This is a genomic window from Actinomadura montaniterrae (genome assembly GCF_008923365.1).
Lineage (GTDB): Bacteria > Actinomycetota > Actinomycetes > Streptosporangiales > Streptosporangiaceae > Spirillospora > Spirillospora montaniterrae.
Window position 1 is genome coordinate 1 of sequence record NZ_WBMR01000073.1, and the last position, 24,431, is coordinate 24,431.

Sequence of the window (24,431 nt, forward strand, 5' to 3'; positions counted from 1 at the left end):
CCGAACGAGCACCGAGCAGGAGGAGGTCTTCGGCCCCGTCGGCGCCGCCGTCCAGCACGGCGGCGACGGCGCGGCACTCGCCATCGCCGGCGGCACCCCGTACGGGCCGCCCGGCACGGCGCGGGCGCACGACCGGGAACGCGCCGCCGCGTTCGCCGCCGCCCCGCGCCCTTTCTAGGACCGGTTCTCGGGGGAGACCAGCGCCCGGAGGAGTCCCTGACATGTCCGTTTCATCGTCCACCAACGACGGCGTCGCGCCCGGCGCCGACGCACCGCCCGGCATCGCGGCGCGGCTGTGGCGGCGGGACCTGCCGCACTACCCGGAGACGGGACGCCGCTACCTGTACCTCGGCATCGTGGTGATCACCACGATCGTCCTGTACTACCTGCTCTACATTCAGTACGCGGTGGCGACCTCCATCATGGAGCACTACCGCATGACGTTCGGCTACTTCATCATGCTGTCGGTGATCGGCAACGCGATCGGCGCGTTCGCGTCGCTGTTCGCCGGCCTCGCCGACCGGTGGGGGCGCGCGAACCTGGTCGTGTACGGCCTGCTGATCGCGGGCGTGATCGTGCTCGTGCTGCCGCACTCCCCGAACAAGGGCGTGTACCTGGTGCTGTTCGCGGTGCTCAGCCTCATCGAGGGCATCGTCCTGGTCGCGACCCCCGCGCTGATCCGCGACTTCTCCCCGCAGCTCGGCCGCGCCACCGCCATGGGCTACTGGACGATGGGCCCGGTCATCGGCAGCCTCGTGGTCACCACGGTGACCAGCCACACCCTCGACAGCTCCACCTGGCAGGACGAGCTGACCTACTCGGGCGTCGCGGCGCTCGCGGTGTTCGTCATCGCGCTGTTCGGGCTGCGCGAGCTGTCCCCGGCGCTGCGCGACCAGGTCATGGTGTCCATGCGCGACCGCGCGCTGATCGAGGCGCGGGCGCGGGGCATCGACCCGGAGGCGCAGCTGAAGGGCAGCTGGCGGCAGATGATGCGGCTGGACGTCGTCGGCTCGGCCTTCGCGATCAGCGTCTACCTGCTGCTGTACTACGCGGCGGTCGGCAACTTCGTCGTCTACTTCTCCGCGACGTTCGGCTACAGCGAGCAGCGCACCAACGCGCTCGGCAACTGGTACTGGGCGGCGAACGCGATCGCGCTGGTGGTGGCCGGCCTGATCTCCGACCGGCTGAAGGTCCGCAAGCCGCTGATGCTGATCGGCGGCATCGGCTCGGTGGTCTGCACGGCGGTCTTCGCCTCCTGGGCGACCGAGCCGAAGACCGGCTACTACGACTTCGCGTGGCTGTTCGTCGGGATCGGGATCTTCGGCGGCCTGGCGTACGCGCCGTGGATGGCGGGCTTCACCGAGACGGTGGAGAAGCACAACCCGGCGGCGACCGCGACGGGACTGGCCGTGTGGGGCTGGATCCTGCGGATCGTCGTGGCCTGCTCGGCGCTGTTCGTGCCGATCGTGGTCAACTCGGTGACGCCGATCGTGGAGCACGGCGCCGAGGTGAAGGCCGCGTCCGCGCAGGCGCAGCAGGCCCTGGCGATCACGACCGCGCACCCGCAGATCTTCGCCGAGCTCGCGAAGTACCCGGCCGGGCAGGCGCCGCCGGAGCTGCAGGCGCGGGCGGCCCAGGAGGTCGGCGTCGCCGGCCTGCAGACGGTCGCGAAGGCGCAGCCGCAGCTGAAGATCCTCAAGGAGCACGGCGCGGACGTGCAGAAGGCCGCCAAGGACGGCCCCGGCCAGTGGCAGACCTGGTGGTACGTGGCGCTGGGCGGCCAGGTCGTGTTCATCCCGTTCATCTTCATCATGAGCGGGCGCTGGAGCCCCCGGAAGGCGCGCGAGGACGCCGAGGCGCACCAGAGGGCGATCGAGAAGGAGATGGCCCAGCTCACCTGAGCGCGCCGCCGCTGAGCGCATGAACCGCCCCTGACCCAGGGGAACCGATCCACCGGCCGGGACGCCCCGGCCGGTGGATCGCTGCTTTCCGGCATGCCCCCAGAAACTTAGATAGGCAAACCTATAGGCACCTTATAGAAGCAAGTGATATATATCGGGACATGGATGCGCGGTCCCCGCTCGACGAGCTGGAACTGGCGGCCGGCCTCGGCCGCCTCTACTCGCTCATGCGCTCGCTGTCGCTGCCCCGCGACCTGTCGATGACGACCGTGTCGACGCTGGCCACGCTCGAGCGCCGCGGCCCGTGCCGGGTGACGGAGCTGGCCGCGCTGGAGGGCGTCACGCAGCCGGCGATGACGCAGCTGGTGTCCCGGCTCGAACGGGAGGGGCTCGCCGAGCGCCGCGCGCTCGCCGGCGACCGCCGGGTCGTCGCGGTGCACCTCACCGACGGCGGGCGCGCCGACCTGGCGCGGCGGCGCGCCGGGCAGGCCAAGCGGCTCGCCGAGCTGCTGGCGGGGCTGCCCGCATCCGACCGGGCGGCGATCGCCGCGGCCCTGCCGGCCCTGGACCGGCTGGCCGGCGCCGCCCTCGGCGTCCCCGAACCACCTGCTTCCGGAGAGTGCGAATGAGTCAGCCGTCCGCGGGCGCGCAGAGCCCCTTCAAGCAGCCGAAGGCCGTCTGGGCCGTGGCGTTCGCGTGCGTGGTGTCGTTCATGGGCATCGGCCTGGTCGACCCGATCCTGCCCGCGATCTCGGCGGACCTGCACGCCTCGCCCAGCCAGGTCACCCTGCTGTTCACCAGCTACCTGGTCGTCACCGCGGTCGCGATGCTGGTGACCGGGTTCGTGTCCAGCCGGATCGGCGCCAAGCGCACGCTGATCGCCGGGCTCGTGCTGATCGTGGTGTTCAGCGCGCTCGCCGGGACGTCCGGCAGCATCTCCGGGATCATCGGCTTCCGGGCCGGCTGGGGCCTCGGGAACGCGCTGTTCATCGCGACGTCGCTGGCCGTCATCGTCGCCTCGGCCAGCGGCGGGCTCGGCGGCGCGATCATCGCCTACGAGTCCGCGCTCGGGCTCGGCATCGCCGTCGGGCCGCTGCTCGGCGGGCTGCTCGGCGACATCAGCTGGCGCGGCCCGTTCTACGGCGTCGCCGTGCTGATGGCGATCGCGCTGATCGCGACGATCACGCTGGTGAAGCCGCAGCCGAAGCCCGCGCGCAAGACCTCGATCGCCGACCCCATCAAGGCGCTGCGGCACCGCGGCCTGCTCGTGATGAGCCTGACCGCGCTCTGCTACAACTGGGGCTTCTTCACCGTCCTCGGCTACGCGCCGTTCCCGATGCACCTGAGCGCGATGAGGCTCGGCCTGGTGTTCACCGGCTGGGGGCTGCTCGTCGCGGTGTTCGCGGTGTTCGGCGCGCCGTGGCTGCAGCGGCGGCTCGGCCTCGCCCGCACCCTGTACTTCAACCTCGCGCTGTTCGCCGTCGACGTGCTCGTCATCGCCATCTTCGTGAACTCGCAGGCCACGCTGATCGTCGCGGTGATCGTCGCGGGCGTGTTCATCGGCGTGAACAACACGGTGACGACGCAGGCCGTGATGATGGTGGCGCCGGTGGAGCGCCCGGTCGCGTCCGCCGCGTACGGGTTCGTCCGGTTCATCGGCGGCGGTCTCGCCCCCTTCGCGGCGGGCAAGATGGCCGAGCACGCCAACATCCACGTCCCGTTCGCCGTCGGCGCCGCCGCGATCGCGCTCGGGATCGGCGTCCTCGCCGTCGGGCACCGTGACCTGGCGCGCGCGGAGCGCAACCAGGCCGAGGTGGACGCGGAGGCGGCCGGAGGCCAGGCCGACGCGGAGGTCACGGAGGCCGCGGAGGCCGGTTCCGGATCCGGGTCGTAGCGCTCCGTACGGGCTGTCCCCGGGCGCACAAAAGATCGCGATCTTTGTGCGCCCGGATGCGTAGCCGGGGCGCGCGGCGAGGGAGTTGGATCGCCCCATGAAGATCGCCGTGCGGGCGGCGATGATCGTGGCCGCGGTGCTCGCCGCGTTCATCGCCCACCCCCTGCCCGCCGGAGCGGCACAGGACGCTCCCGGAACGACCGAGCACACCGTCGCCATGGGCGACTGGAACCGACCCTACCTGCTGCACCTCCCGCCGGGCGCGAAGCCCGGCGCGCGGCTGCCGCTCATCGTCGCGCTGCACGGCGGCCTGAACGACGCCGCGTACGTGGAGGACCAGAGCGGCCTCGACAAGGTCGCCGACCAGGACGGCTACGCCGTCGCCTACCCCGACGGGCTGCTCGGCACCTGGAACGCCGGCGCCTGCTGCTGGTTCGCCCGCTGGGCCGGCGTCGACGACGTCGGGTTCCTCGACAGGCTCATCGACACCCTGGTGAAGCAGGGCGTCGCCGATCCCGCCCGGGTGTTCATGACCGGGTTCTCCAACGGCGGCGGGATGGCCTACCGGTACGCGTGCGAGCGGGCCGACAAGGTCGCCGGGATCGCCGTGGTGTCGGGCGCGCTCGCCATCGGCTGCACACCGAAGCGGCCCGTGTCGGTGCTGGCGTTCCACGGGACGTGGGATCCGTCCGTCCCCTATACGGGCGGCGGGAACATGGACGCCGACGTGCATTTCCCGTTCATCGGCGTGCAGTTACTCATGGAATTCTGGAGATGGGTGGACAAGCTTCCCGCCCTCTCCTGGCCCGTGCCGGACGGCCCCGAAGGCTGCGTGGGCACCGGGCCTGGAGCCGTCGAGGTCGCGCTGTGCACCAAGCAGCAGGGCGGCCACGAATGGCCCGACTACGCCAGCAAGCTGATCGGCGAGTTCTTCGCGAGCCGCCCGTCGCTGCCGCAACCGGCGACCTGACGCGCACACCGCCGGCCGGCCGCCGGCTTCGGGTCGAGGGCGGGCCCACCCCCGGGCCCGCCCTCGGGTCATCGCGTCACGCGGTGAGGCTCCGCGGACGCAGGTCCGTCCAGTTCTCGGTGATGTAGGCCAGGCAGTCGGCCCGGGCGCCCGGGCCGAACACCGTGGTCCAGCCGGACGGGACGTCGGCGAACCCGGGCCACAGCGAGTGCTGGCCCTCGGCGTTGACCAGGACGAGGAACGTGCCGTCCGGGTCGTCGAACGGGTTGGTCATCACGCCTCCTGCGGGACGCTCGCGAGGCGCGCCGAGCGCCGCGCGATGGACTGGACGATCTCTCCGGTGCGCACCGCCGTCATCGACAGCAGCGACGAGGCGATGCCGTGGCTGTGCTCGGTGGCCCCCTGCAGGTAGACGCCCCACGCGCAGCCGGGCTCGGTGGCGATGCGGTAGTCGCGCTCCATGACCGGGCGGCCGTCGGGGCGCGTCCGGCATCGCGCACCGGCCTCGCCGAGCAGGTCGAACGGGTCGCGCTCGCGGTAGCCGGTGGCGTAGACGACGGCGTCCGCGTCGAGGTCCGCCGTCTCGCCGGTGGGCAGGAACGCGACCCGCACCCGCACGCCGCCGGCGTCCTCGCGGACGTCGACGACGCGGGAGGCGTTGAGGATCCGCAGCCGCTCGGCGCCGGCGACCTTCTCGGCGTAGGAGCGCCGGTACAGCTCGTCGATGAGGTCGAGGTCCACTACGGAGTAGTTGGTGTTGCGGGAGTAGCCGAACAGCATCTCCTTCACCTCGTCCGGCGCCGCGTAGTAGTGGTCGACGGCGGCCGGGTCGAAGATCCGGTTGGCGAACGCGCTGTCGTCGGCGGGCGAGTAGCCGTAGCGGGCGAAGACCGCGCAGACCTCCGCCGACGGGTGCGTGCGGTGCAGGTACTCGACGGCCTCGGCGGCGCTCTGCCCGGCGCCGACGACGACGAGCCGGCGCGGTTCCCAGCCAGGGCGCTCGTCCAGCCGGGTCAGCAGGTCCTCGGTGTGCCAGATCCGCTCCCCCGGCCGGACGCCCTCGGGCAGGACGGGGTCGAGGCCGGCGCCGATCACGACGTTGCGGGCGAGGTGGGTCTCCAGCTCGTCGTCGCGGCGGACGACGACCTCCAGCGTCCCGGCGTCGTGCTCGCGCAGCGCGACGACCTCCGCCCCGTACCGGACGCGCCCGGCGAACGCGGCGGCGGTCCATTCGAGGTAGTCGTGGAACTCCACCCGCGTCGGGAACATCGTCTTGTGGTTGACGAAGTCGACGAGGCGGCCCTTGGCGTGCAGGTAGGACAGGAACGAGTAGGGGCTGGCGGGGTTCCGCAGCGTCACCAGGTCCTTGAGGAAGTGGACCTGCATCGTCGCGCCGTCGATGAGCATGCCGCGGTGCCAGCCGAACGCGGGCTGCTTCTCGAAGAACACCGCGTCCGCCGACGGGTCCGCCTCCTCCAGCGCGACGGCGAGCGCGAGGTTGGACGGGCCGAACCCGATGCCGATGACGTCGCGGACGCGCGGGCGGGTCTCCTCCGCCGTCAGGTCCTCCGGCATCAGGCCGCCTTCGCCGCGGCCGCCGCCTTGGCGATCTGCGGGACGACCTGGTCGACGACGTAGGGGACCGACAGCGCGGTCGGGGTGCGCAGCGGCCAGAACGCCTTCAGGTCGAGGCGGACGTAGGAGCCGCGCTTGACGACGGGCAGGCCGGAGAACAGCTTGTCGCCCTCGAACTTCTTCTGCGTGGCCGGGTCGTCGTTGTAGTAGCTGAGCAGGACGTCGGTGTCGAGCACGGACAGCTTCTCCATGCTCAGCTCGGCGGCGAACCCGTCGCCGGGCAGCTTGCTCAGCCTGTCCGGCAGCACCATCCCGAACTGCTCGAACAGCTTCACGCTGATGTCGTCCTTCGACTTCATCACGCCGATGTTGCCGCTCGGGAACACGCTGGTCAGCGCGAAGCCCTTGCCCTGGAGCTCGGGGTGGGCGGTCTTCACCGACGCGATCTTCGCCTCGGCCGCGGCGACGGCCTTCTCGCCGTCGGCGGTGCGGCCGACGGCCTTGGCGACCTGCCGGGTGATCTGCTGCCAGGAGTCCTCGGCGGGCCCGGTCTGGTAGGCGACGGTCGGCGCGAGCTTGGAGAGCTTGCCGTACTCCTTGTCGATGGTGAAGTCGCCGCCCGCGAGGATCAGGTCGGGCCGCAGCGCGGCGATCTTCTCCAGGTCGAAGCCGGAGTCGCCGGCGGTGAGCAGCGCGGGCTTGCCGCCGGTGACCTTCGGGGCGCTCCACGGGGCGAGGCCGTCCTTCTGGATCCCGGTGAGCTCCACCATCCCGACCGGCTGGACGCCGAGCGCGAGGAGCGCGTCCTGGTCGACCTCGCCGAGCGCGACGATCCGCTTCGGCGCGGACTTGACGGTGGCGGTGCCGAGCTTGTCGGTGATCGTGACCGGGAACGATCCGGCCGCGCCGCCGGAGGAGGCCTTGGCGGGCTCGTCGTCGCCGCCGCACGCCGCGGTCAGCGCGAGACCGAGGACGAGCGCGCCGGTGGCGGCCAGACGCCGCGTCAGTGTGCGCATGAGGGCCGGTGTCCTTCCAGGTGGTCCAGGGGGTGTCGGGGAGTGATCTTAGGTTAGCCTTACCTTACTAATCAATGATCTGCGGGGTATGACCCGCCTCACCCCTCTCCCCGGCTCCGTCCAGCCGGGCCAGCAGGCCCGCCACGGTCGGCGCCGCCATCAGCGCCGCGATCCGCGCCCCCGCGCAGCCGGGCTCGCGGCGGATCCGCCGCACCAGCTTCATCGCCAGCAGCGAGTGCCCGCCGAGGTCGAAGAAGTCGTCGTCCGGGCCCACCTCGGGCACGCCGAGCTCCTCGGCGAAGATGCGGCACAGCGCCGCCTCCCGGTCGTCGCCGCGCCGCACCCCGGCGGGCGCGGGCGGGGCGTCCGCGGCCGTGACGGCGCGGGCGGTGAGGACGGCGGGCAGCGCGCCGACGGGCGTGCCGGGGTCGTGCGCGACGGTCTCCAGCAGCGCGACCAGCCCGGCGGCCATCGTCTCGGCCGTGCTCCGGTCGAACAGGTCGGCCGAGTAGTCGACGATCAGCCGCAGGTCGTCGCCGCGCTCCCGGAAGATGAAGTCCAGGTCGAACTTCGCGGCGGACGGCCCGAACGACGCCTCCCGCTGCTCCAGGCCGGGGAAGCGCACCTCGCCGGGGTCCTGGTTCTCGTAGCCGACCATCACCTGGAACAGCGGGTTGCGTCCCGGCACGCGCCTCGGGCGCAGCGCCTCCACGACCGCCTCGAACGGCAGGTCCTGGTTGGCGAGGCCCGCGAGCCCCGCCTCCCGGACGCGGCCGAGCAGCTCGGCGAACGTCGGCTCCCCGGACACGTCGGCGCGCAGCACGAGCGTGTTGACGAAGAAGCCGACCAGGTCGGCGGCGGCGTCCTCGGTGCGTCCCGCGACGGGGCTGCCGAGCGGGATGTCGTCGCCCGCGCCCATCCGGTGCAGCAGCGCCGCGACGGCCGCCTGGCACACCATGAACACGCTGGCGCCCGCGTCGCGCGCGACGCGGCGCAGCCGTCCGGTCAGGCCGGGCGGCAGGTCCGCGGCGAGGGTCCCGCCGCGCTGCCCCGCCGTTCCGGGCCTCGGCCGGTCGGCCGGCAGCGCGATCTCCTCCGGCGCGCCGGCGAGGGCCCCCACCCAGTGGGCGAGCTGCCGCGCGTGCACGCTCCCCGGATCGAGCGGGTCGCCGAGCAGTTCGGCCTGCCACAGCGTGTGGTCGGCGTACTGGACGGGCGGCGCCTCCCAGCCGGGCGACGTCCCGTTCAGCCGCGCGGTGTACGCCTCGGCGACGTCGCGGGCGAACGGCCCGAACGACCACTCGTCGAAGGCGATGTGGTGGAAGACCGCGAGCAGCAGGTGCTCCCGCTCCCCCTCCGCGAACACCGCGACGCGCAGCGGGATGTCGCGGGCCAGGTCGAACGGCCGGGCGATGACCTCCTCGGGCGTGCCCGCCGCGACCTCCAGGACGGGACGTGCGTCGTCCGGGTCGAGGATCCGCTGGTAGGGCGTGCCGTCGTGCTCGGCGAAGACCGTCCGCAGGGCCTCGTGCCGCGCGACGACGTCACCGATCGCCGCTTCGAGGGCGGCCAGGTCCAGGTCGCCGCGCAGGCGGACGGCGAGCGGCAGATGGTAGGCGTCGCGCGGCCCGTCGTCCTCGCGGAGCAACTGGTCGAGCAGCCACAGGCGGCGCTGCGCCGGCGACAGCGGGATCCGCTCGGGGCGCTCGCGCGGCGCGAGGGCGGGACGCGGCGCCTCGTCCTCGTCGCCGCCCAGCCGTCCGGCCAGCTCCGCCACGGTCGGCGCCTCGAACAGGTCGCGGATCGCGAGCCGCGCGCCGAGCGCCGCGCGCGCCCGCCCGACGAGCCGCGTCGCGAGCAGCGAGTGCCCGCCCAGGTCGAAGAAGTCGTCGCCGACGCCCACGCCCGGCGCGTCCAGCACCTCGGCGAACAGCGTGCACAGCACCCGCTCGACCGGCGTACGCGGCGGGCGCCCGCCCGCGCGGCGCGGGCCGTCCCGGGTCGGGTCGGGCAGGGCGCGGCGGTCGAGCTTGCCGTTCACCGTGAGCGGGAGCGCGTCCAGCGCCACGATGGCACTCGGCACCATGTAGCCGGGCAGCCGCCGCTTCAGGCTCTCCCGGACGCGCGCGCCGAGCACGCCGTGATCGCGGGCCGCCACCGGATCGTTCGCGTACGCCGACGGCGCCCTTCCCGGCTCGGCCGGGAGGTTCGCCGCTCCCCCGCCGAAGACGGCGTCGTAGCACCCGGCCCGCGCGGACGGCGTGAGCACCACGTCCGGGAACAGCGCGTACAGCGCCTCCGGCTCGACGCCTTCGGGCGCCGCGGCGAGCACCTCGCGCGCCTCGTCCGGTGATCCGCCGTCGCGGAGCACCCGCAGCGCCGCCGCCTCCCCGGACAGCCGCGGATCGGGGATCCCCCTCACTCGCAACGCCCCGCCCGGCGCCGCGTCGGCGAGCGCGCGGAGGGCGGCGAGGCGGGCGTCATCGCCCTGCTCGCCGGGAGTCGCGGCGTGGTCGTCCAGCGCGGCCCAGTCCATGACCGGTGTGTCGGGGACGGGCGGGACGCCGGGGCCCGCCTTCCAGAGGACGGCGTCGTAGCGGTGGCGGGTCAGCTCGTTGTGGTGGACGCCCCGCTTGGTGAGGACGTCGACGCGCGCGGGGCCGTCCAGCGCGGTGAAGAAGGCCGGGTCGAGGAGGAGCTCCTTCTCCATCCGCACGGCGCGTTCGACGGCGCGCAGGTCGGTGCCGCCGCGTCCGAGCTGGATCGCGGCGTGGAAGTGATGGATCGTCCGCAGGTCGCGGACGTCGCCGACGAACAGCCTCCCGCCGGGGGTGAGCAGGCGCATCGCCTTGGCGATGACGTCCTGGAGGTAGGCGGCGCCCGGGAAGTACTGGACGACCGAGTTGATCACGATCGTGTCGAAGTGCTCTTCGGGCAGTCCCTCGGTGTCGTGGGCGGGGCGGTGGCTCAGCCGGACGGGCGAGTCCGGGCCGAGGTCGGCGCGGAGCTTGGCGATGACGGGCTCGGAGAAGTCCGTCCCCCAGTACTCCCCGGCCTCCGGGGCGAGCCGGGTGAGCAGCAGGCCGGCGCCGACGCCGATCTCCAGGACGCGGCGGGGCCGCAGCGCGCGGATGCGCTCGACGGTCGTGTCGCGCCACTCGCGCATGTCGTCGAGCGGGATCGGGGCGCCGTCGTAGCTGCTGTCCCAGCCGGCGAACTCCTCGTGGTGGACGACCGTGCCGACCTCGGTGTACTCGGCGTCGTAGATCTGCCGCCATTCGGCGAGCTGCTCGTCGGCGGCGCCGTCGCGGGACCCGTCCGGCACGACGTAGCCGATGATCCGCTTCACGCCGGGGACGTCGGTGGCCGCGGCGACGACGGCGGCCTGGCCGACGCCGGGCTCGGCGGCGAGGGCGGTCTCGATCTCGCCGAGCTCGACCCGGTAGCCGCGGATCTTCACCTGGTCGTCGGTGCGGCCGAGGAAGTCGATGTTGCCGTCGTCGCGGACGCGGACGAGGTCGCCCGTCCGGTACATGCGGCCGCCGGTGAACGGGTCGGCGACGAAGCGCTCGGCGGTCAGGTCGGCGCGGCCGAGGTAGCCGCGCGCCAGGCCGGCGCCCGCGATGTACAGCTCGCCGGGCGCACCGGGCGGGACGGGCCGCAGCCAGGCGTCGAGGACGTGGGCGCGGGTGTTCCAGATCGGCTTCCCGACCGTGGGGGTGGCGCTGTCCTCGGTGCCGCCGCCGAGCGTGTTGATCGTGTACTCGGTGGGGCCGTACAGGTTGTAGCCGAGGACGCCGTCGGCGCCGGCGAGCCGGTCCCAGACGGACGCGGGGACGGCCTCGCCGCCGAGCAGGACGAGCGGGGGCCGGTGCTCGCCGTCGAGCAGCCCCTCGTCGAGCAGTTGCTGCGCGTAGGTGGGGGTCACGTTGATGACGTCGACGCGGTGTTCGCGCAGGTAGGCGGTGAGCGCCTCGGCGTCGCGCCGCAGGTCCTCGTCGCAGACGTGGACCTCGTGGCCCTCGATGAGCCAGAGCAGTTCCTCCCAGGACATGTCAAAGGAGAACGACACGGTGTGCGCGATCCGCAGCCGCCGCCCCGCCGCCCTCACGACGGGGTCGAAGATGTTGGCGCGGTGGTTGAACTGCATGTTCGTCAGGCCCCGATAGGGGGTGACGACGCCCTTCGGGCGGCCCGTGGAGCCCGATGTGTAGATCACGTAGGCGGGGTGGTCGAGGCGGCCGGGGGTGCCGGGCGCGAAGCCGGGCAACTCGCCGGGTTCGACGTCGGCGCCCGGCAGGGCGGCGAGCGCCCGCGCGGTGCCGGGGTCGTCCAGGGCGAGGGTGGTTCCGGTGAACGTGAGGCCGGCGGCGATGCCGCGGTGCGAGACGAGGACCGCCGGGGACGCGTCCGCGATCATGTAGTCGAGCCGGTCGGCCGGCAGGTCGAGTTCCAGCGGCAGGTAGGCGGCGCCGGTGCGCAGGACGGCGAACAGCGCGACGACCATCTCGGCGGAGCGCGGCAGGGCGAGCGCGACGACCCGTTCCGGTCCGGCGCCGTTCGCGAGGAGCAGCCGCGCGAGGCGGTTGACCTCGGCGTTCAGCTCGCCGTAGGTGAGGCGCACGTCGGGGAGCGAGACGAGCGCGGTGTCGCCGGGCTGCTCGGCGGCGCGTTCGGCGAGGAGTTCGGCGACGGTCTGCTCGGGGACGGGGTGCCACGTCTCGTCCCAGTCGCGGCGCAGCCGGTCGCGCTCCTCGGGAAGCAGCAGGTCGAGGCGATGGCACGGCGCGTCCGGCGCGTCGGCGATCTGCGCGAGGACCCGGACGTACCGGTCGGTGACGCGCTCGGCTTCCGCCTCGGTGAACGCGTCGCCCCGGTACATGACGCGGAGCGCGGCGCCCGGGTCGACGACCATGGTGATCGGGTAGTGGGTGGCGTCGCGGACCTCGCGGCCGGTGACGCGGAGCGCGCCGTCCGGCCCGAACCCGCGGTCGGTGGGCATGCCGGGGAAGTTCTGGAAGACGAACAGCGTGTCGAACAGGGTCCCGAGACCGGTGGCGCGCTGGACGTCGGCGAGCGCGACGTAGGAGTGGTCGAACAGCTCCGACTGCGCGGCCTGGACGCGTTCGAGCACAGCCGTCAGCGGGTCGGCGGGCCCGGCCTGCACGCGGACCGGCACGGTGTTGAACAGCAGGCCGACCATGGACTCGACCCCGTCCACGTCGGGGTGGCGGCCGGACACGGAGGCGCCGAACACCACGTCGTCGCGGCCGGTCATGCCCATCAGCGTCAGGCCCCACGCCGTCTCGAAGAGGGTGCCGGGGGTGACGCCGTGGTCGCGGGCGACCGCGTGGAGGCGGCCGGCGAGCCCGGCGGGCAGCGCGCGGTGCACCTCGCCGGCGGCGGCGAGGTCGGCGGGACGGTCGGCCAGTCCGGGGCGGACGAGCGCCGGCTCGTCGAACCCGTCGAGCGCGCGGCGCCAGGCGTCCACGGCGGCGCCGCGGTCCTGCCGGCCGATCCAGTCCAGGTACGCGCGGAACGGCGGGACGGGACGCGCGGCCTCGGCGGCGGCGTCGGTGTAGGCGTTCAGCAGCGAGGTGACGAGCAGGCCGCCGGACCAGCCGTCCAGCAGGATCAGCTCGGACGTCAGGACGAGGCGGTGGTCGTGCTCGCCGAGGCTCGCCAGCGCGAACCGGATCAGCGGCGGCGCGGCCGGGTCGAACGGCTCGGCGCGCTGCGCGTCGACGAACGCGCCGAGGCCGTCCTCGCCGGAGACCTCGGCGTGCGTCCAGGGCGTCTCCCATGCGTCGGGCACGAACTGGACGGCGCGGTCGCCGTCGGTACGGAACCCGGCGCGCAGGTTGGGGAACTTCGCCAGGACGGCGTGCGCCGCGTCCGCCATCCGTGCCGGGTCGACCGGTCCGGACAGCGACACGACGGCCTGCTGCACGTAGATGTCGCGGCCCTCGCCCGCCATCATCAGGTGGAACAGCAGGCCTTCCTGCAGCGGCGACAGCGGCAGCTCGCCTGCGGTCTCTTCCGTGGCGGCCCCGGCGGGCGCCGTCGTGCCGGCGGCCCGCGCGAGGGCCTCGACCGTCCGGAGCCGGAACACGTCGCGGACGGTGAACGACAGCCCGGCGCGGCGGGCGCGCGCGACGAGCAGCGCCGCGCCGATGCTGTCGCCGCCGGAGCGGAAGAAGTCGTCGTCGGCGCCGACCGCGTCGCGGCCGAGGACGGCGGCGGCGAGCCGCGCGAGGACGCGCTCGGCCTCCGTCGCCGGGGCGCGCCCGGTCTCGGGCCGTTCCGGATCGGGCAGCGCCCGCCGGTCGATCTTGCCGTTCGGGGTGGCGGGCAGCTCGTCCAGCACCAGCAGCTCGGCCGGGACGAGATGGGCGGGCAGGACACCGCGGAGCCGGTCGAGCACCGCGCCGGCGTCGACGTCGCCGGTGACGTAGCCGACCAGCCGGGACCCGCGCACGGCGACGGCGGCGCGGCGGACGCCGTCCTGCGCGGACAGGGCCGCCTCGACCTCGCCCGGCTCGATCCGGAACCCGCGCAGCGCGATCTGGTCGTCGGCGCGGCCGAGGAAGTCCAGGCCGCCGTCGCGGCGGCGCCGCACCCGGTCGCCGGTCCGGTAGAGGCGGGAGCCGGGCGGGCCGAACGGGTTCGCGACGAACCGCTCGGCGGTGCGGGCGGAGTCGCCGAGGTAGCCGCGCGCGAGGCCGTCGCCCGCGAGGTACAGCTCGCCGGCGGGCACCTCGCGCAGCGCGGCGTCCAGGACGTACGCGCGGGTGTTGGCGATCGGGGCGAGTCCTCCGCCTTCCGCGATCAGGCTGTCCCCGGCGGCCTCCGAGCAGCCGTACAGGTCGACGAGCCGGGCGGGGACCCGCGCCGCGAGGGCGGCGGGCAGCGCCTCGCCGCTGCTGATCCAGGTCGTGACGGACGGCGGCAGGCCGCGCTCCACCAGCGCGGCGAGCAGGCTCGGGACGAGCGTGACCGTGCGGACACCGTGCCGTTCGACGAAGTCGCCGAGCGCGACGGCGTCCGCCGCGGTGGCGTCGTCGGCGATCACGACGGTGTCGCCCGCGACGAGCCCGCCGAGCAGTTCGGTGGTGCCGTCGATGAACGCGGGCGAGCTCTTGGCGACGCGGACGCCGGGCTCGGTGAGGCCCGCGCCCCACGCGAGCCGGTTGGCGAGCGCCTCCTGCGTGCCGGCGACGGCCTTGGGCGTCCCGGTCGAACCCGACGTGAAGATGACGTACGCGAGATGGCCGGGCCGCACGTCGGGCCGTTCCCGGGGCGGTGCGTCGAGGGGCGGCTCGTCGCGCCCGAGGACGAGCAGCGGGCGGGCGGCGTCGAGCATCGCGTCGATCCGCGCCCGCGGGTAGGCCAGGTCGATCGGCAGGTAGGCGGCGCCGGTCTTGAGGACGGCCAGCAGCGCGACCGCGAGCGCGTCGGAGCGCGGCAGGGCGATGCCGACGACGCGTTCGGGTCCCGCGCCGGCCGCCGCGAGCCGGTCGGCGAGGGCCTCGGCGCGGCGGTCCAGGTCGGCGTAGGTGATCGCGGTGCCGCCGAACACCAGGGCGGTGGCGTCCGGGGTGCGCGCGGCCTGCGCCTCGACCAGTTCCGCGACCGTGCGGGCCGGGAGGTCGCGGGCCGTGTCCGGGTGCTCGACGGGCGCGCCGAGGGCGGACAGGCGGCGGCCGGGGTCGTCGGTGACCTGGGCGAGGATGCGGGCCAGGTCGCCGAGGAGGCCCTCGACCGTGGCGGCGTCGAAGAGGTCCTCGGCGTAGGCGGCGAACCCCTCGATCTCGTCCGTCCCGTCCGCGCCGGCGGGGCCTTCGGCGAAGTACAGGTCGAGGTCGAACTTGACGCCGCCGGTCGCGGGCAGGAACGGCTCGGCGCGCACGCCCGGCAGCGCGAGCCGGACGTCGTCCAGCCGCTGGTGGACGATCATCACCTGGAACAGCGGGTTGCGCGCCAGCGACCGCTCCGGCGCGAGGCGCTCCACCACGCGCTCGAACGGGACGTCCGCGTGCGAGAACGCGGCGAGGTCGGCGGCGCGGACCCGCTCCAGCAGTTCGGTGAACGCGGGGTCGCCGGACAGGTCGGTGCGCAGCACGAGCGGGTTGACGAACACGCCGACCAGCCCGGCGAGGTCCTCGTCGGCGCGCGCGGCGATGGGCGTGCCGAGCGCGACGTCGTCGCCGGCGCCGGACCGCTGGAGCAGCGCGGCGACGGCGGCGTGCAGGACCATGAACACGCTGGTGCCGGTGGCGCGGGCGAGCCGCCGCGCCCCGGCGGCCGGGAGCCGGAACGGGACGAGCCCGCCGCGGTGGCTCGGCTCGGCGGGGCGCGGCCGGTCGAACGGCAGCACGGTCTCCTGCGGCAGCCCGGACAGCGTCCGCTCCCAGTGGCCGAGCCCTTCGGCGAGGTCGGTCGCGGTCTCGCGCTCCCATGCCGCGTAGTCGGCGTACTGGACCGACAGCGGCTCCCAGGCGGGCGCCTCCCCCGCGCGCCGGGCCTCATAGGCGCGGGCGAGGTCGGCGAGCAGCGGCGTGAACGACCACTCGTCGGCGGCGGCGTGGTGCAGCAGCAGGGTCAGCGACCACTCCTCGTCGCCGGTGCGGACGAGCGTGGCGCGGACGGGCAGGTCGGCGGCGATGTCGAAGACGTGCGACGCGGCGTCCCGCTCGATGGCCGCGCGGCGCTCCGGGCTCTCGGCGCGGGCGTCGACGACGGTGAAGTCCACGGGCGTGGCGGGGTCGAGGATCCGCTGGACGGGCAGGCCGTCGTCGCCCTCGACCAGCAGCGTGCGCAGCGCCTCGTGCCGGGCGACGACGTCGGCGAACGCGGCGCGCAGCGCGGCCGGGTCGAGGGCGCCGGTGAGCCGCAGACCGAACGGCAGTGCATAGGACGCGGACGGTCCGCGCAGCCGCTCCTCCAGCCACATGCCGCGCTGCGCCGCCGACGCGGGCACGACACGCGGCCGCTCCACGTCCCGGACGCGGACGCCGTGCCGCGCGACCAGGCGCGGGGCGAGCGCGGCGACGGTCGGCGCCTCGAACACGTCGGCGATGGAGAAATCCGCGTCCAGCACGGTGCGGACGCGGGCGGCGAGCTTCGCGGCGAGCAGCGAGTGGCCGCCGAGCGCGAAGAAGTCGTCGTCGACGCCGACCCGCTCGTACCCGAGCAGCTCGGCGAACAGGGCGCACAGCGCGGCCTCGCGGGCGTCGCGCGGCTCCCGTCCGTCCGCGCGCGCGCCGGGCGCGGGGAGCGCGCGGCGGTCGAGCTTGCCGTTGACGGTCATCGGCAGCGCGTCGAGCCGCACGAGGGCGCCCGGCACCATGTAGGCGGGCAGTTCGGCGGTGAGCGCGGCGCGCAGCTCGTCCTCGCGCGGGGCATCGGGACCGGCGACGTAGTAGCCGGCGAGGCGCGGTTCCCCCGGCCGGTCCTCGCGGACGACGACGGCCGCCTGCGCGACGCCCGGCAAGGCGGCGAGCACGGCCTGCACCTCGCCGGGCTCGATCCGGAAGCCGCGGATCTTCACCTGGTCGTCGGTGCGGCCGAGGTACTCGATCGAGCCGTCCCGGGTCCAGCGGGCGAGGTCGCCGGTCCGGTACATGCGGGTGCCGGGCGGGCCGTACGGGTCGGCGACGAACCGCTCCGCCGTCAGGTCGGGGCGGCCGACGTAGCCTCGGGCGAGCTGCGCCCCCGACAGGTACAGCTCGCCGGGGATCCCGGCCGGGACGGGGCGCAGCGACGCGTCCAGGACGCGGGCGCGGGTGTTCCACAGCGGGCGGCCGATGCCGGGTTCCGGCAGGTCGGCGGCGGTCGCGTAGATGGCGGTCTCGGTCGGGCCGTACATGTTCGCCGCGCTTCGGGCGCGCGCCGTCAGCTCCTGCGCGAGGGCGGCGGGGAGCGCCTCGCCGCCGGTGATGATCCGGAGGCCGTCGAGCGCGGCCGGGTCGAGGGAGCCGAGCAGCGACGGCGTCGCCTGCAGGTGCGTGACGCCGCGGCGGAGGAGGCGCGCGAGCGCCGCCGGGTCCCGGACGGTCGCGCGGGACGCGAGGACGATCGTCGCGCCGGTGACCAGCGGCAGGCAGACCTCCAGCGTCGCGATGTCGAACGCGATGGTCGTCACCGCGGCCCACCGGTCGCCGGGCCCGAGCGGGTGCTCGGCCCGCATCCGCGCGACGAGGTTCGCGAGGGCGCGGTGCGGGACGGCGACGCCCTTGGGGCGGCCCGTCGAGCCGGAGGTGTAGATGACGTAGGCGAGGTCGTCGGGATCCGGTTCACGGACCGGGGAATCGGCCGCGTCGAGGTCGCCGTCCAGGACGACGACGTCCGCACCGTCCGGGAGCAGGCCGGCCGTCTCCGGTGCCGCGACGGTGCAGAGCGCGCCCGCGTCCTCCAGCATGTAGGCGACGCGGTCGCGCGGATGGTCGGGGTCGAGCGGCAGGTAGGCGGCGCCCGACTTCAGCACCGCGAGGACCGCTGTCACGAGGTCTGCGGTGCGCGGCAACGCGAGCGCCACGACGGCGTCCGGCCCGGCGCCGCGCGCGCGCAGCACACCGGCCAGCGCGGACGACCGCCGGTCCAGCTCGGCGTAGGTGAGGGTCTCGCCGGACTCGGTCTCGACGGCGGTCGCACCGGGCGTGCGGGCGGCCTGCTCGGCGAACAGCGCGGCGATGCCGGGGCCGGTGACGTCCCGGTCGGTGGCGTTGGACGCCTCCAGCCGGGCCGCCTCCTCGGTGTCCATGAGCGCGAGCGCGCCGACCGGCCGGTCCGGGTCGGCGATCGCGTCGCGCAGCAGCGTCTCCAGGTGGCGCAGGAGGGCGTCGATGCGCGCGTCGTCGAACAGCTCGCGGCGGAACGTCGCCTCGACCGTCATGCCCTGCGGCCGGACGAACGCCTCCAGCGACAGGTCGAAGTGCGTCATGCCGTTGTGGACGTGCGTCCAGGACGTGGTGAGGCCCGGCAGCTCCAGCTCGCCGATCTCCTGGGCGAGGAACAGCAGCATCGTGTCGAAGAACGGCGAGCGGCCGTGACCGCGCGCGGGCCGCAGCTCGCGGACGAGCGCGTCGTAGGGCAGTGCCTGGTGCGCGAAGGCGCCGGTCACGGTCCGGCCGGTGCGGCGCAGCGCCTCGCGGAACGTGGGCGCGCCGGACAGGTCCGTCCGCATGACGAGGGTGTTGCCGAAGTTGCCGGCGAGCCGCTCGACCTCGGCGTGCTCGCGGTTCATCACCGACGACCCGACCGCGACGTCGGCGGAGCCGGTGTAGCGGTGCAGCAGGACGGAGTAGGCGGCGAGCATCACCGTGTAGGGGGTGACGTTCTCCTCCTTGGCGAGCCGCGTCAGGCCCTCGGTCACGTCGTCGCCGAAGCGGCGGGCGCGGCGTCCGCCGAGCTCGGACGCGGAGGCGGCGCGCGGCCGGTCGGCGGGCAGGTCGAGCGGCGGGGGCGGCGGGTCGAGGCGGCCGCGCCAGTAGGCCAGGTCGTCGTCGGCGAGGGGCCGCTTCTGCTCCCAGTCGGCGAAGTCGGCGTACTGCACGTCCAGCGCGGGGAGGCCGTCCGGCTCGCCGGTGAGGGCCGCGCGGTACAGGGCCGACAGGTCGCGCGAGATCGAGCCCCAGGTCATGCCGTCCCAGGCGATGTGGTGGACGACCAGGACCAGCGCGTGCTCTTCGTCGGCGACGCGCAGCAGTTCCAGCCGGATGGGCCGTTCGCGGCGCAGGTCGAACGGCGTCGCCGCGAGTTCAGCGGCGCGTGCGTCGGGGTCGGTGCGGTCGACGGGCGCGAGGTCGAGCGAGTCGTCGCCGGTGACGATCTGGACGGCGTCGTCGCCGGGCCCGTCGGCGTAGACGGTGCGCAGGACGGCGTGGCGCCGGATGAGGCCGCGCAGCGCGTCGCGGAGCGCGGCGGCGTCGAGCGGTCCGGACATGCGGACGAGCAGGCACACGTTGTAGGCGGGGCTCGCCGGGAAGGCGCGGTGGTGCAGCCACATGCTCTGCTGCGCGTAGGACAGGGGGGCGGGGCCGGCGTTCTCGCGGGGGGCGGGGCGTCCGGTGCCGGGCCCGGGGCGGTCCGCCGGGAGCCCGGCCTCCGCCATCATCCGCCGCATCAGTTCGCGTCGCCGCTCCGGGCTCCGCGCCGCCGTCGTCGTCTGCTCCTGCACGCCTCAGCTCTTTCGTCGTCGGCTTGATCAGCAGAAGTTAGGTTAGCCTTGCCTATCAAAATCGCACAAGGTTAGCCTTACCTAAGTTTGCGGCTCGAATCCCAACAGAGCCGGACTTCTTCACCCAAGGGAGCCCACTGCCTTGTCCCCCGGTCTGCGCACTGACGAGAAGCCCACGGAACGGGTGGTCGAGGCCGCCCGCGCGCCGCTCGACCTGATGACCCGGCTGGCCGGGTCCGGACTCTTCCCCGACCACGTCGTCTACGAGCGGCCCGGACGCTGGACGTTCGCCGGCGGCGTCCTCGGCGAGGTCGTCCTCGACGCCGGCGCCGTCCACGCCCGCTGGCCGGACCGCGAGCCGGCGAGCGCGCCCCGCACCGGCCGCCCCGCCGACGCGCTGCGCGACGCGTTCGCCACCGCGCCGCTCCCGGCCTGGAACGCCTACGGCTGGATCGCGTTCGAGTTCGCCTCGGCCCGCCCGTCCGGGCGCCTGGCGCACTTCGTCATCCCGCGCGTCGAGGTGCACGTGGAGGACGGCGAGGCCCGCGTGACCGGCGCCGACCCCCGCGACGTCGAGCGCGTCGCGGACCTGCTGGCGGCGGACGTCCCGTCCCGCCTCCCGGCGCCGTCGCCGGTCGACGTGCGGCAGGGCGGCGACGTCTACCGCGCGCGCGTCGCCCGCGCCGTCGGCGACATCGCGGCGGGCCGCTACCAGAAGGTCATCGTGTCCCGGCGGCTGGACGTCCCTTACCCGGTCGACGTCGTCGCCACGTACGCGCGCGGGCGGGCGGCGAACACCCCGGCGCGGTCGTTCCTGCTCGACCTCGGCGGGTTCCAGGCCACCGGGTTCAGCCCCGAGGTCCTCGCGAGCGTGGACGAGGACGGGCGCGTCATGACGCAGCCGCTCGCCGGCACCCGCGCGTTCGGGTTCGGCGGCGACGCCGACGCCCGGACCCGCAAGGAGCTGGAGACCGACCCGAAGGAGATCTTCGAGCACGCCGTGTCGGTCCGCACGTCGCAGGAGGAGCTGTACCGGGTCTGCGATCCGGACTCCGTCCACGTCACCGGGTTCATGACGGTGAAGGAACGCGGCAGCGTGCAGCATCTCGGCTCCAGCGTCGGCGGCGTCCTCGCGCCCGGCCGCACCTGCTGGGACGCGCTGGACGCGCTGTTCCCCGGCGTGACGGCCTCCGGCATCCCGAAGGCCGACGCGATCGAGGCGATCGGCGGGCTGGAGGAGCGCCGCGGCCTGTACGCGGGCGCGGTGGCCGCCGTGTCGCACACCGGCGCGCTCGACTCGGCGCTCGTCCTGCGCGCGCTCTACAACCAGGACGGGCGGGCCTGGCTGCGCGCGGGCGCCGGCATCGTCAGCGGCTCGACCCCGGACCGCGAGTACGAGGAGACCTGCGAGAAGCTCTCCAGCATCTCCCCGTACGTCGTCCCTCTCCCCTGAACGACCCGCATACGGCGCGCCGCCCTCCCGGAGACTTCCGGAAGGGCGGCGCGCCTTTTCATTGCAGGCGGGCGGCAAGGGCCTTCTTGCTGACCTTGCCCACCGGCGTACGGGGGAAGGCGTCGGCGGTCTCCAGGCGGTCGGGCCACTTGTAGGCGGCCAGGCCGCGGTCGCGGAGGAAGTCCTTGATGTCGCGCAGCGACGGGGGCGCGGCCTTCGCGGCGTCGCGGAGGATGAGGAACGCGCAGGTCCGCTCCCCCATCATCGGGTCGGGGACGCCGACGACGGCCGCGTCGTGGATCGCCGGGTGCGCGAGGAGGTGGTCCTCCAGCTCCTCGGCGGACACCTTGTCGCCGCCCCGGTTGATCTGGTCCTTCTCGCGGCCCTCCACGACGAGGTGCCCGGACGGAAGCTCGCGGACGAGGTCGCCGGTGCGGTAGTAGCCGTCGGGCGTGAACGCGCGGGCGTTGTGCGCGGGCGCCCGGTAGTAGCCGCGCAGCGTGTACGGGCCGCGGGTGAGCAGCTCGCCGACCTCGCCGGGCGCGACCGTCCGGCCGCCGGCGTCCACGATCCGGATCTCGTCGGCCGGGGACAGCGGGCGGCCCTGCGTCCGCTCGACGAGGTCGGGCGGGTCGTCGAGGCGGGTGAAGTTCAGCAGGCCCTCCGCCATCCCGAACACCTGCTGGACGCGGCAGCCGAGGACGCCCGGCACCTCCGCCGCGCGCTCGGCGGCCAGCTTCGCGCCGCCCACCTGCAGCAGTTCGAGGGATGACAGGTCGTCCTCGGACCAGGTCGCCGCGTCCAGCCACAGCAGCGCGATCGGCGGGACGGCGGCGCAGGCGGTGACGCGCTCGCGCTCGATGAGGGGGAACGCGTCGTCCGGCGACCCGGACGGCGCCAGCACCACCGTCCCGCCGGCCGCGAACACGCCGAGCAGCCCGGGGCAGGCGAGCGCGAAGTTGTGCGCGGCGGGCAGCACCACGAGGTAGACGGTGTCGCGGGTGAAGCCGCACAGCCCGGCGCTGGCCTCCAGGTTGTAGACGTAGTCGCGGTGCGTCCGGGGGATCAGCTTCGGCAGCCCCGTCGTGCCGCCCGACAGCAGCAGGACGCCGACGTCGGCGGGGTCGGGACGCGGATACTCCACGGGCTCGGCGTCCAGGTCGGCGAGGGCGGTGAACTCCTGGGCGTCGCCGTCCACGACGACGTGCTCGACGGGCAGCGTCCGGGCCATCGCGCGGTAGTCGAAGCCGGCGTCCGTCTCGCCGCACACGTAGGCGCTGGCCTCGGCCAGTTCGCACAGGTACCGGATCTCGCTCTCGCGGTGCGCGGGCAGCGCGAGGACGGGCGCCGCGCCGATCCGGACGAGCGCCAGGAACGCCACGACGAAGCCGGCGGTGTTGGGCAGCTGGACGACGACGCGGTCACCGCGCCGGACGCCCAGCCGCAGGAATCCGGCGGCGGTCCGTTCGGCGCGCCGGTCGAGGTCGACGTAGGTGAGGCGGTCGTCGCCGGCGATGAGCGCGGTCCGGCCGGGGTCGCCGCGCAGGACGTCGCCGAGGACCCGGTCCGTCCAGTAGCCCTCCGCTTTGTAGCGCTCTTCGAGCTCGGCGGGCCAGGGGGTGAAGCCGTCCATGACGGCCGGAGTGGTGTCCGGCATGGTTCAGCGCCCGGCGAGCTGGGCGGGGGCGCCGGGGACGGGCTCGGCGGGGTCGGAGCCGAGCGCGACGATCCGGTTCGCGGCGTCGACGTGCACGACGCGCGGCTCGTGCGCGGCGAGCTCGGCGTCGTCGAGGGCGGCGTAGGTGATGATGATGACGAGGTCGCCGGGCTGGACGAGGCGCGCCGCCGCGCCGTTCACGCCGATGACGCCGCTGCCCGCCTCGCCGGTGATGGCGTAGGTGACCAGCCGCGAGCCGTTGGTGATGTCGACGAGGTGGACCTGCTCGCCCTCGACGATGCCCGCCGCCTCCATCAGCCCGGCGTCGATCGTCAGCGAGCCGACGTAGTGCAGGTCGGCCTGGGTCACGGTCGCTCGGTGGATCTTTCCGTTCATCAGCGTGCGCTGCACCGGGAGGGCCCCTTCTCTCACGATCAACTAAGGATAGGCTTACCTTAGCTACTCCCCCATCCGAGGAGAACCCCCGACGATGCTCCGGCGCCTCGCCCTGGACATCGGCCCGCTGCGCGACAGCCGGCCGTTCCGCAACGTGTTCATCGCCCGCACCGTCTCGGTCTTCGGGATCGGCATGCTGGCCGTCGCCGTCCCCGTGCAGGTCTACGACCTGACCGGCTCCACCGTGCAGGTCGGCGCCGTCTCCGCCGCCGAGGGCCTCGCGCTGCTCGCCGGGTTCCTGTGGGGCGGCGTCCTCGCCGACCGGCAGGACCGGCGGCGGCTGATGCTGCGCGCCCGCACCGCCTCCGGGATCGCGTTCGCGCTGCTCGCGCTGAACGCGTTCCTGCCGTCCCCGTCGTCCGCCGCGCTGTACGTCCTCGCCGCCTGGGACGGGCTCGCCACCGGCGTCGCCGTCACCGCCCTGCTCGCCGCGACGCCCGCGCTCGTCGGCCCGGACAGGCTCGTCGCGGCGGGCGCGCTGAACGCGCTGACCGTCCGGCTCGGGTCGATGCTGTCGCCCGCGCTCGGCGGCCTCGTCGTGTCGGCGTTCGGCGTCGGCTGGAACTACGCGGCGGCCGCCGCCGGGACCCTCGGCACGCTCGGGCTGCTGACGTCGCTGCCGGCGCTGGAGCCCGCCCGCGGGGACGAGACGGACGCGCACCCGCTGAAGTCGATCGGCGGCGGCCTGCGGTTCGTCGCCTCGCACCGCGTCGTCGGGTCGCTGATGCTGCTCGGCCTGCTGTTCATGGTCGCGGGCGGGATCCCGGTGCTCATGCCGGCGTTCGCGGAACGCGGCCTCGGCGGCGGCCCCACCACGGTCGGGCTGCTGTACGCCGCGCCCGCCTGCGGCGCCGTCCTCGCCTCGCTCACCAGCGGCTGGGCGGGGTCGGTCCGGGTCCCCGGCCTCGCGCTGCTCGCGGCGTCGGTCGCCGGGTTCGTGCTGCTGGCGTGTACCGGCCTGGCCGGCCATCCGGCGCTCGCCGTCGCAATCCTGTTCGGGTACGGGTTCGCCGCGTCCGTCGAGGAGATCCTGCGCTACGGCCTCATCCAGTCGCACACCCCCGACTCGCATCTCGGCCGCGTCAACTCCCTGTGGGCGGCGCAGGAGACCGGCGGGTCCGCCGTCGGGTCGCTCGGCGCCGGTGCCCTCGGCCGCTATATGGCCCCTGGCCCGGCGATCGTCGTCTACGGCACGGTCAGCGCCGTCCTGGCCCTTGTCCTGGCCCTCACTCTCACGACTCTCCGCACCGCCACCCTCACCCCCGACCCCGCCCCCGAGCGTTGACCTGCGGCGAGTCGTCGTCATGGGGCGCCTATGACGACGACTCGCC

At 74.4% G+C, this 24,431-nt stretch carries 12 protein-coding genes; 6 read left to right on the plus strand and 6 right to left on the minus strand.

The genetic code is table 11. From position 1 onward, the window contains the following. The first annotated feature begins 221 nt into the window (after positions 1-221). The 4 genes from F9B16_RS23765 to F9B16_RS23780 all read left to right on the plus strand — a co-directional run bounded on the left by F9B16_RS23765 (position 222) and on the right by F9B16_RS23780 (position 4,765). The gene (locus tag F9B16_RS23765) at positions 222-1,901 is read left to right on the plus strand and encodes an MFS transporter (RefSeq protein ID WP_151542327.1); all 1,680 of its coding nucleotides are present in this window, start codon (positions 222-224) and stop codon (positions 1,899-1,901) included. Positions 1,902-2,062: 161 nt separating this feature from the next. Then, the gene (locus F9B16_RS23770; RefSeq protein WP_151542328.1) at positions 2,063-2,530 is read left to right on the plus strand and encodes a MarR family winged helix-turn-helix transcriptional regulator; all 468 of its coding nucleotides are present in this window, start codon (positions 2,063-2,065) and stop codon (positions 2,528-2,530) included. Next, a complete protein-coding gene (locus F9B16_RS23775) occupies positions 2,527-3,795 on the plus strand; it encodes an MFS transporter (protein ID WP_151542329.1) in 1,269 nt (422 codons plus the stop codon). The genes F9B16_RS23770 and F9B16_RS23775 overlap by 4 nt, the downstream gene beginning before the upstream one ends. A gap of 97 nt (positions 3,796-3,892) precedes the next feature. Next, entirely contained in the window at positions 3,893-4,765 is an 873-nt protein-coding gene (locus F9B16_RS23780; RefSeq protein WP_151542330.1) for an alpha/beta hydrolase family esterase, read from the plus strand. Positions 4,766-4,841: 76 nt separating this feature from the next. Here F9B16_RS23780 and F9B16_RS23785 read toward each other — a convergent pair whose 3' ends face one another. From F9B16_RS23785 to F9B16_RS23800, 4 genes are all read right to left on the minus strand, one after another. Beyond that, entirely contained in the window at positions 4,842-5,039 is a 198-nt protein-coding gene (locus tag F9B16_RS23785) for an MbtH family protein (protein WP_318839256.1), read from the minus strand. Then, entirely contained in the window at positions 5,039-6,340 is a 1,302-nt protein-coding gene (locus F9B16_RS23790) for a lysine N(6)-hydroxylase/L-ornithine N(5)-oxygenase family protein (RefSeq protein WP_151542332.1), read from the minus strand. Before F9B16_RS23790 ends, F9B16_RS23785 begins: the two co-directional genes overlap by 1 nt. Next, a complete protein-coding gene (locus F9B16_RS23795; protein WP_151542333.1) occupies positions 6,340-7,356 on the minus strand; it encodes an iron-siderophore ABC transporter substrate-binding protein in 1,017 nt (338 codons plus the stop codon). Before F9B16_RS23795 ends, F9B16_RS23790 begins: the two co-directional genes overlap by 1 nt. 67 nt (positions 7,357-7,423) lie before the next feature. Continuing rightward, positions 7,424-19,534 carry a non-ribosomal peptide synthetase gene (locus F9B16_RS23800; protein WP_151542334.1) on the minus strand — a complete coding sequence of 4,037 codons (12,111 nt, stop codon included), beginning with the start codon at positions 19,532-19,534 and terminating at the stop codon, positions 7,424-7,426. A 142-nt stretch (positions 19,535-19,676) separates the two neighbouring features. On the opposite strand from F9B16_RS23800, the gene F9B16_RS23805 reads away from it, so the two are divergent. Beyond that, positions 19,677-20,987, plus strand: coding sequence for a salicylate synthase (locus tag F9B16_RS23805; RefSeq protein ID WP_225991896.1), 1,311 nt, complete (start codon positions 19,677-19,679; stop codon positions 20,985-20,987). Between the two features lie 58 nt (positions 20,988-21,045). On the opposite strand, the gene F9B16_RS23810 is transcribed toward F9B16_RS23805, so the two are convergent. Both F9B16_RS23810 and panD read right to left on the minus strand, forming a co-directional pair. Further along, positions 21,046-22,644 carry a (2,3-dihydroxybenzoyl)adenylate synthase gene (locus F9B16_RS23810; RefSeq protein ID WP_225991897.1) on the minus strand — a complete coding sequence of 533 codons (1,599 nt, stop codon included), beginning with the start codon at positions 22,642-22,644 and terminating at the stop codon, positions 21,046-21,048. Between the two features lie 3 nt (positions 22,645-22,647). Continuing rightward, entirely contained in the window at positions 22,648-23,055 is a 408-nt protein-coding gene (panD, locus tag F9B16_RS23815) for an aspartate 1-decarboxylase (protein WP_151542335.1), read from the minus strand. 79 nt (positions 23,056-23,134) lie between these two features. Here panD and entS point away from each other — a divergent pair, with 79 nt between their 5' ends. Then, a complete protein-coding gene (gene entS / locus F9B16_RS23820) occupies positions 23,135-24,385 on the plus strand; it encodes an enterobactin transporter EntS (RefSeq protein ID WP_151542336.1) in 1,251 nt (416 codons plus the stop codon). Positions 24,386-24,431 lie beyond the last annotated feature (46 nt).

Bases quoted from the DNA above. Each gene is read 5' to 3' on its own strand.
- F9B16_RS23785 (WP_318839256.1), bottom strand. From the start codon at position 5,039: ATGACCAACCCGTTCGACGACCCGGACGGCACGTTCCTCGTCCTGGTC.
- F9B16_RS23775 (WP_151542329.1), top strand. From the start codon at position 2,527: ATGAGTCAGCCGTCCGCGGGCGCGCAGAGCCCCTTCAAGCAGCCGAAG.
- F9B16_RS23770 (WP_151542328.1), top strand. From the start codon at position 2,063: ATGGATGCGCGGTCCCCGCTCGACGAGCTGGAACTGGCGGCCGGCCTC.
- F9B16_RS23810 (WP_225991897.1), bottom strand. From the start codon at position 22,644: ATGCCGGACACCACTCCGGCCGTCATGGACGGCTTCACCCCCTGGCCC.
- F9B16_RS23765 (WP_151542327.1), top strand. From the start codon at position 222: ATGTCCGTTTCATCGTCCACCAACGACGGCGTCGCGCCCGGCGCCGAC.
- F9B16_RS23780 (WP_151542330.1), top strand. From the start codon at position 3,893: ATGAAGATCGCCGTGCGGGCGGCGATGATCGTGGCCGCGGTGCTCGCC.
- F9B16_RS23795 (WP_151542333.1), bottom strand. From the start codon at position 7,356: ATGCGCACACTGACGCGGCGTCTGGCCGCCACCGGCGCGCTCGTCCTC.
- F9B16_RS23790 (WP_151542332.1), bottom strand. From the start codon at position 6,340: ATGCCGGAGGACCTGACGGCGGAGGAGACCCGCCCGCGCGTCCGCGAC.
- entS (WP_151542336.1), top strand. From the start codon at position 23,135: ATGCTCCGGCGCCTCGCCCTGGACATCGGCCCGCTGCGCGACAGCCGG.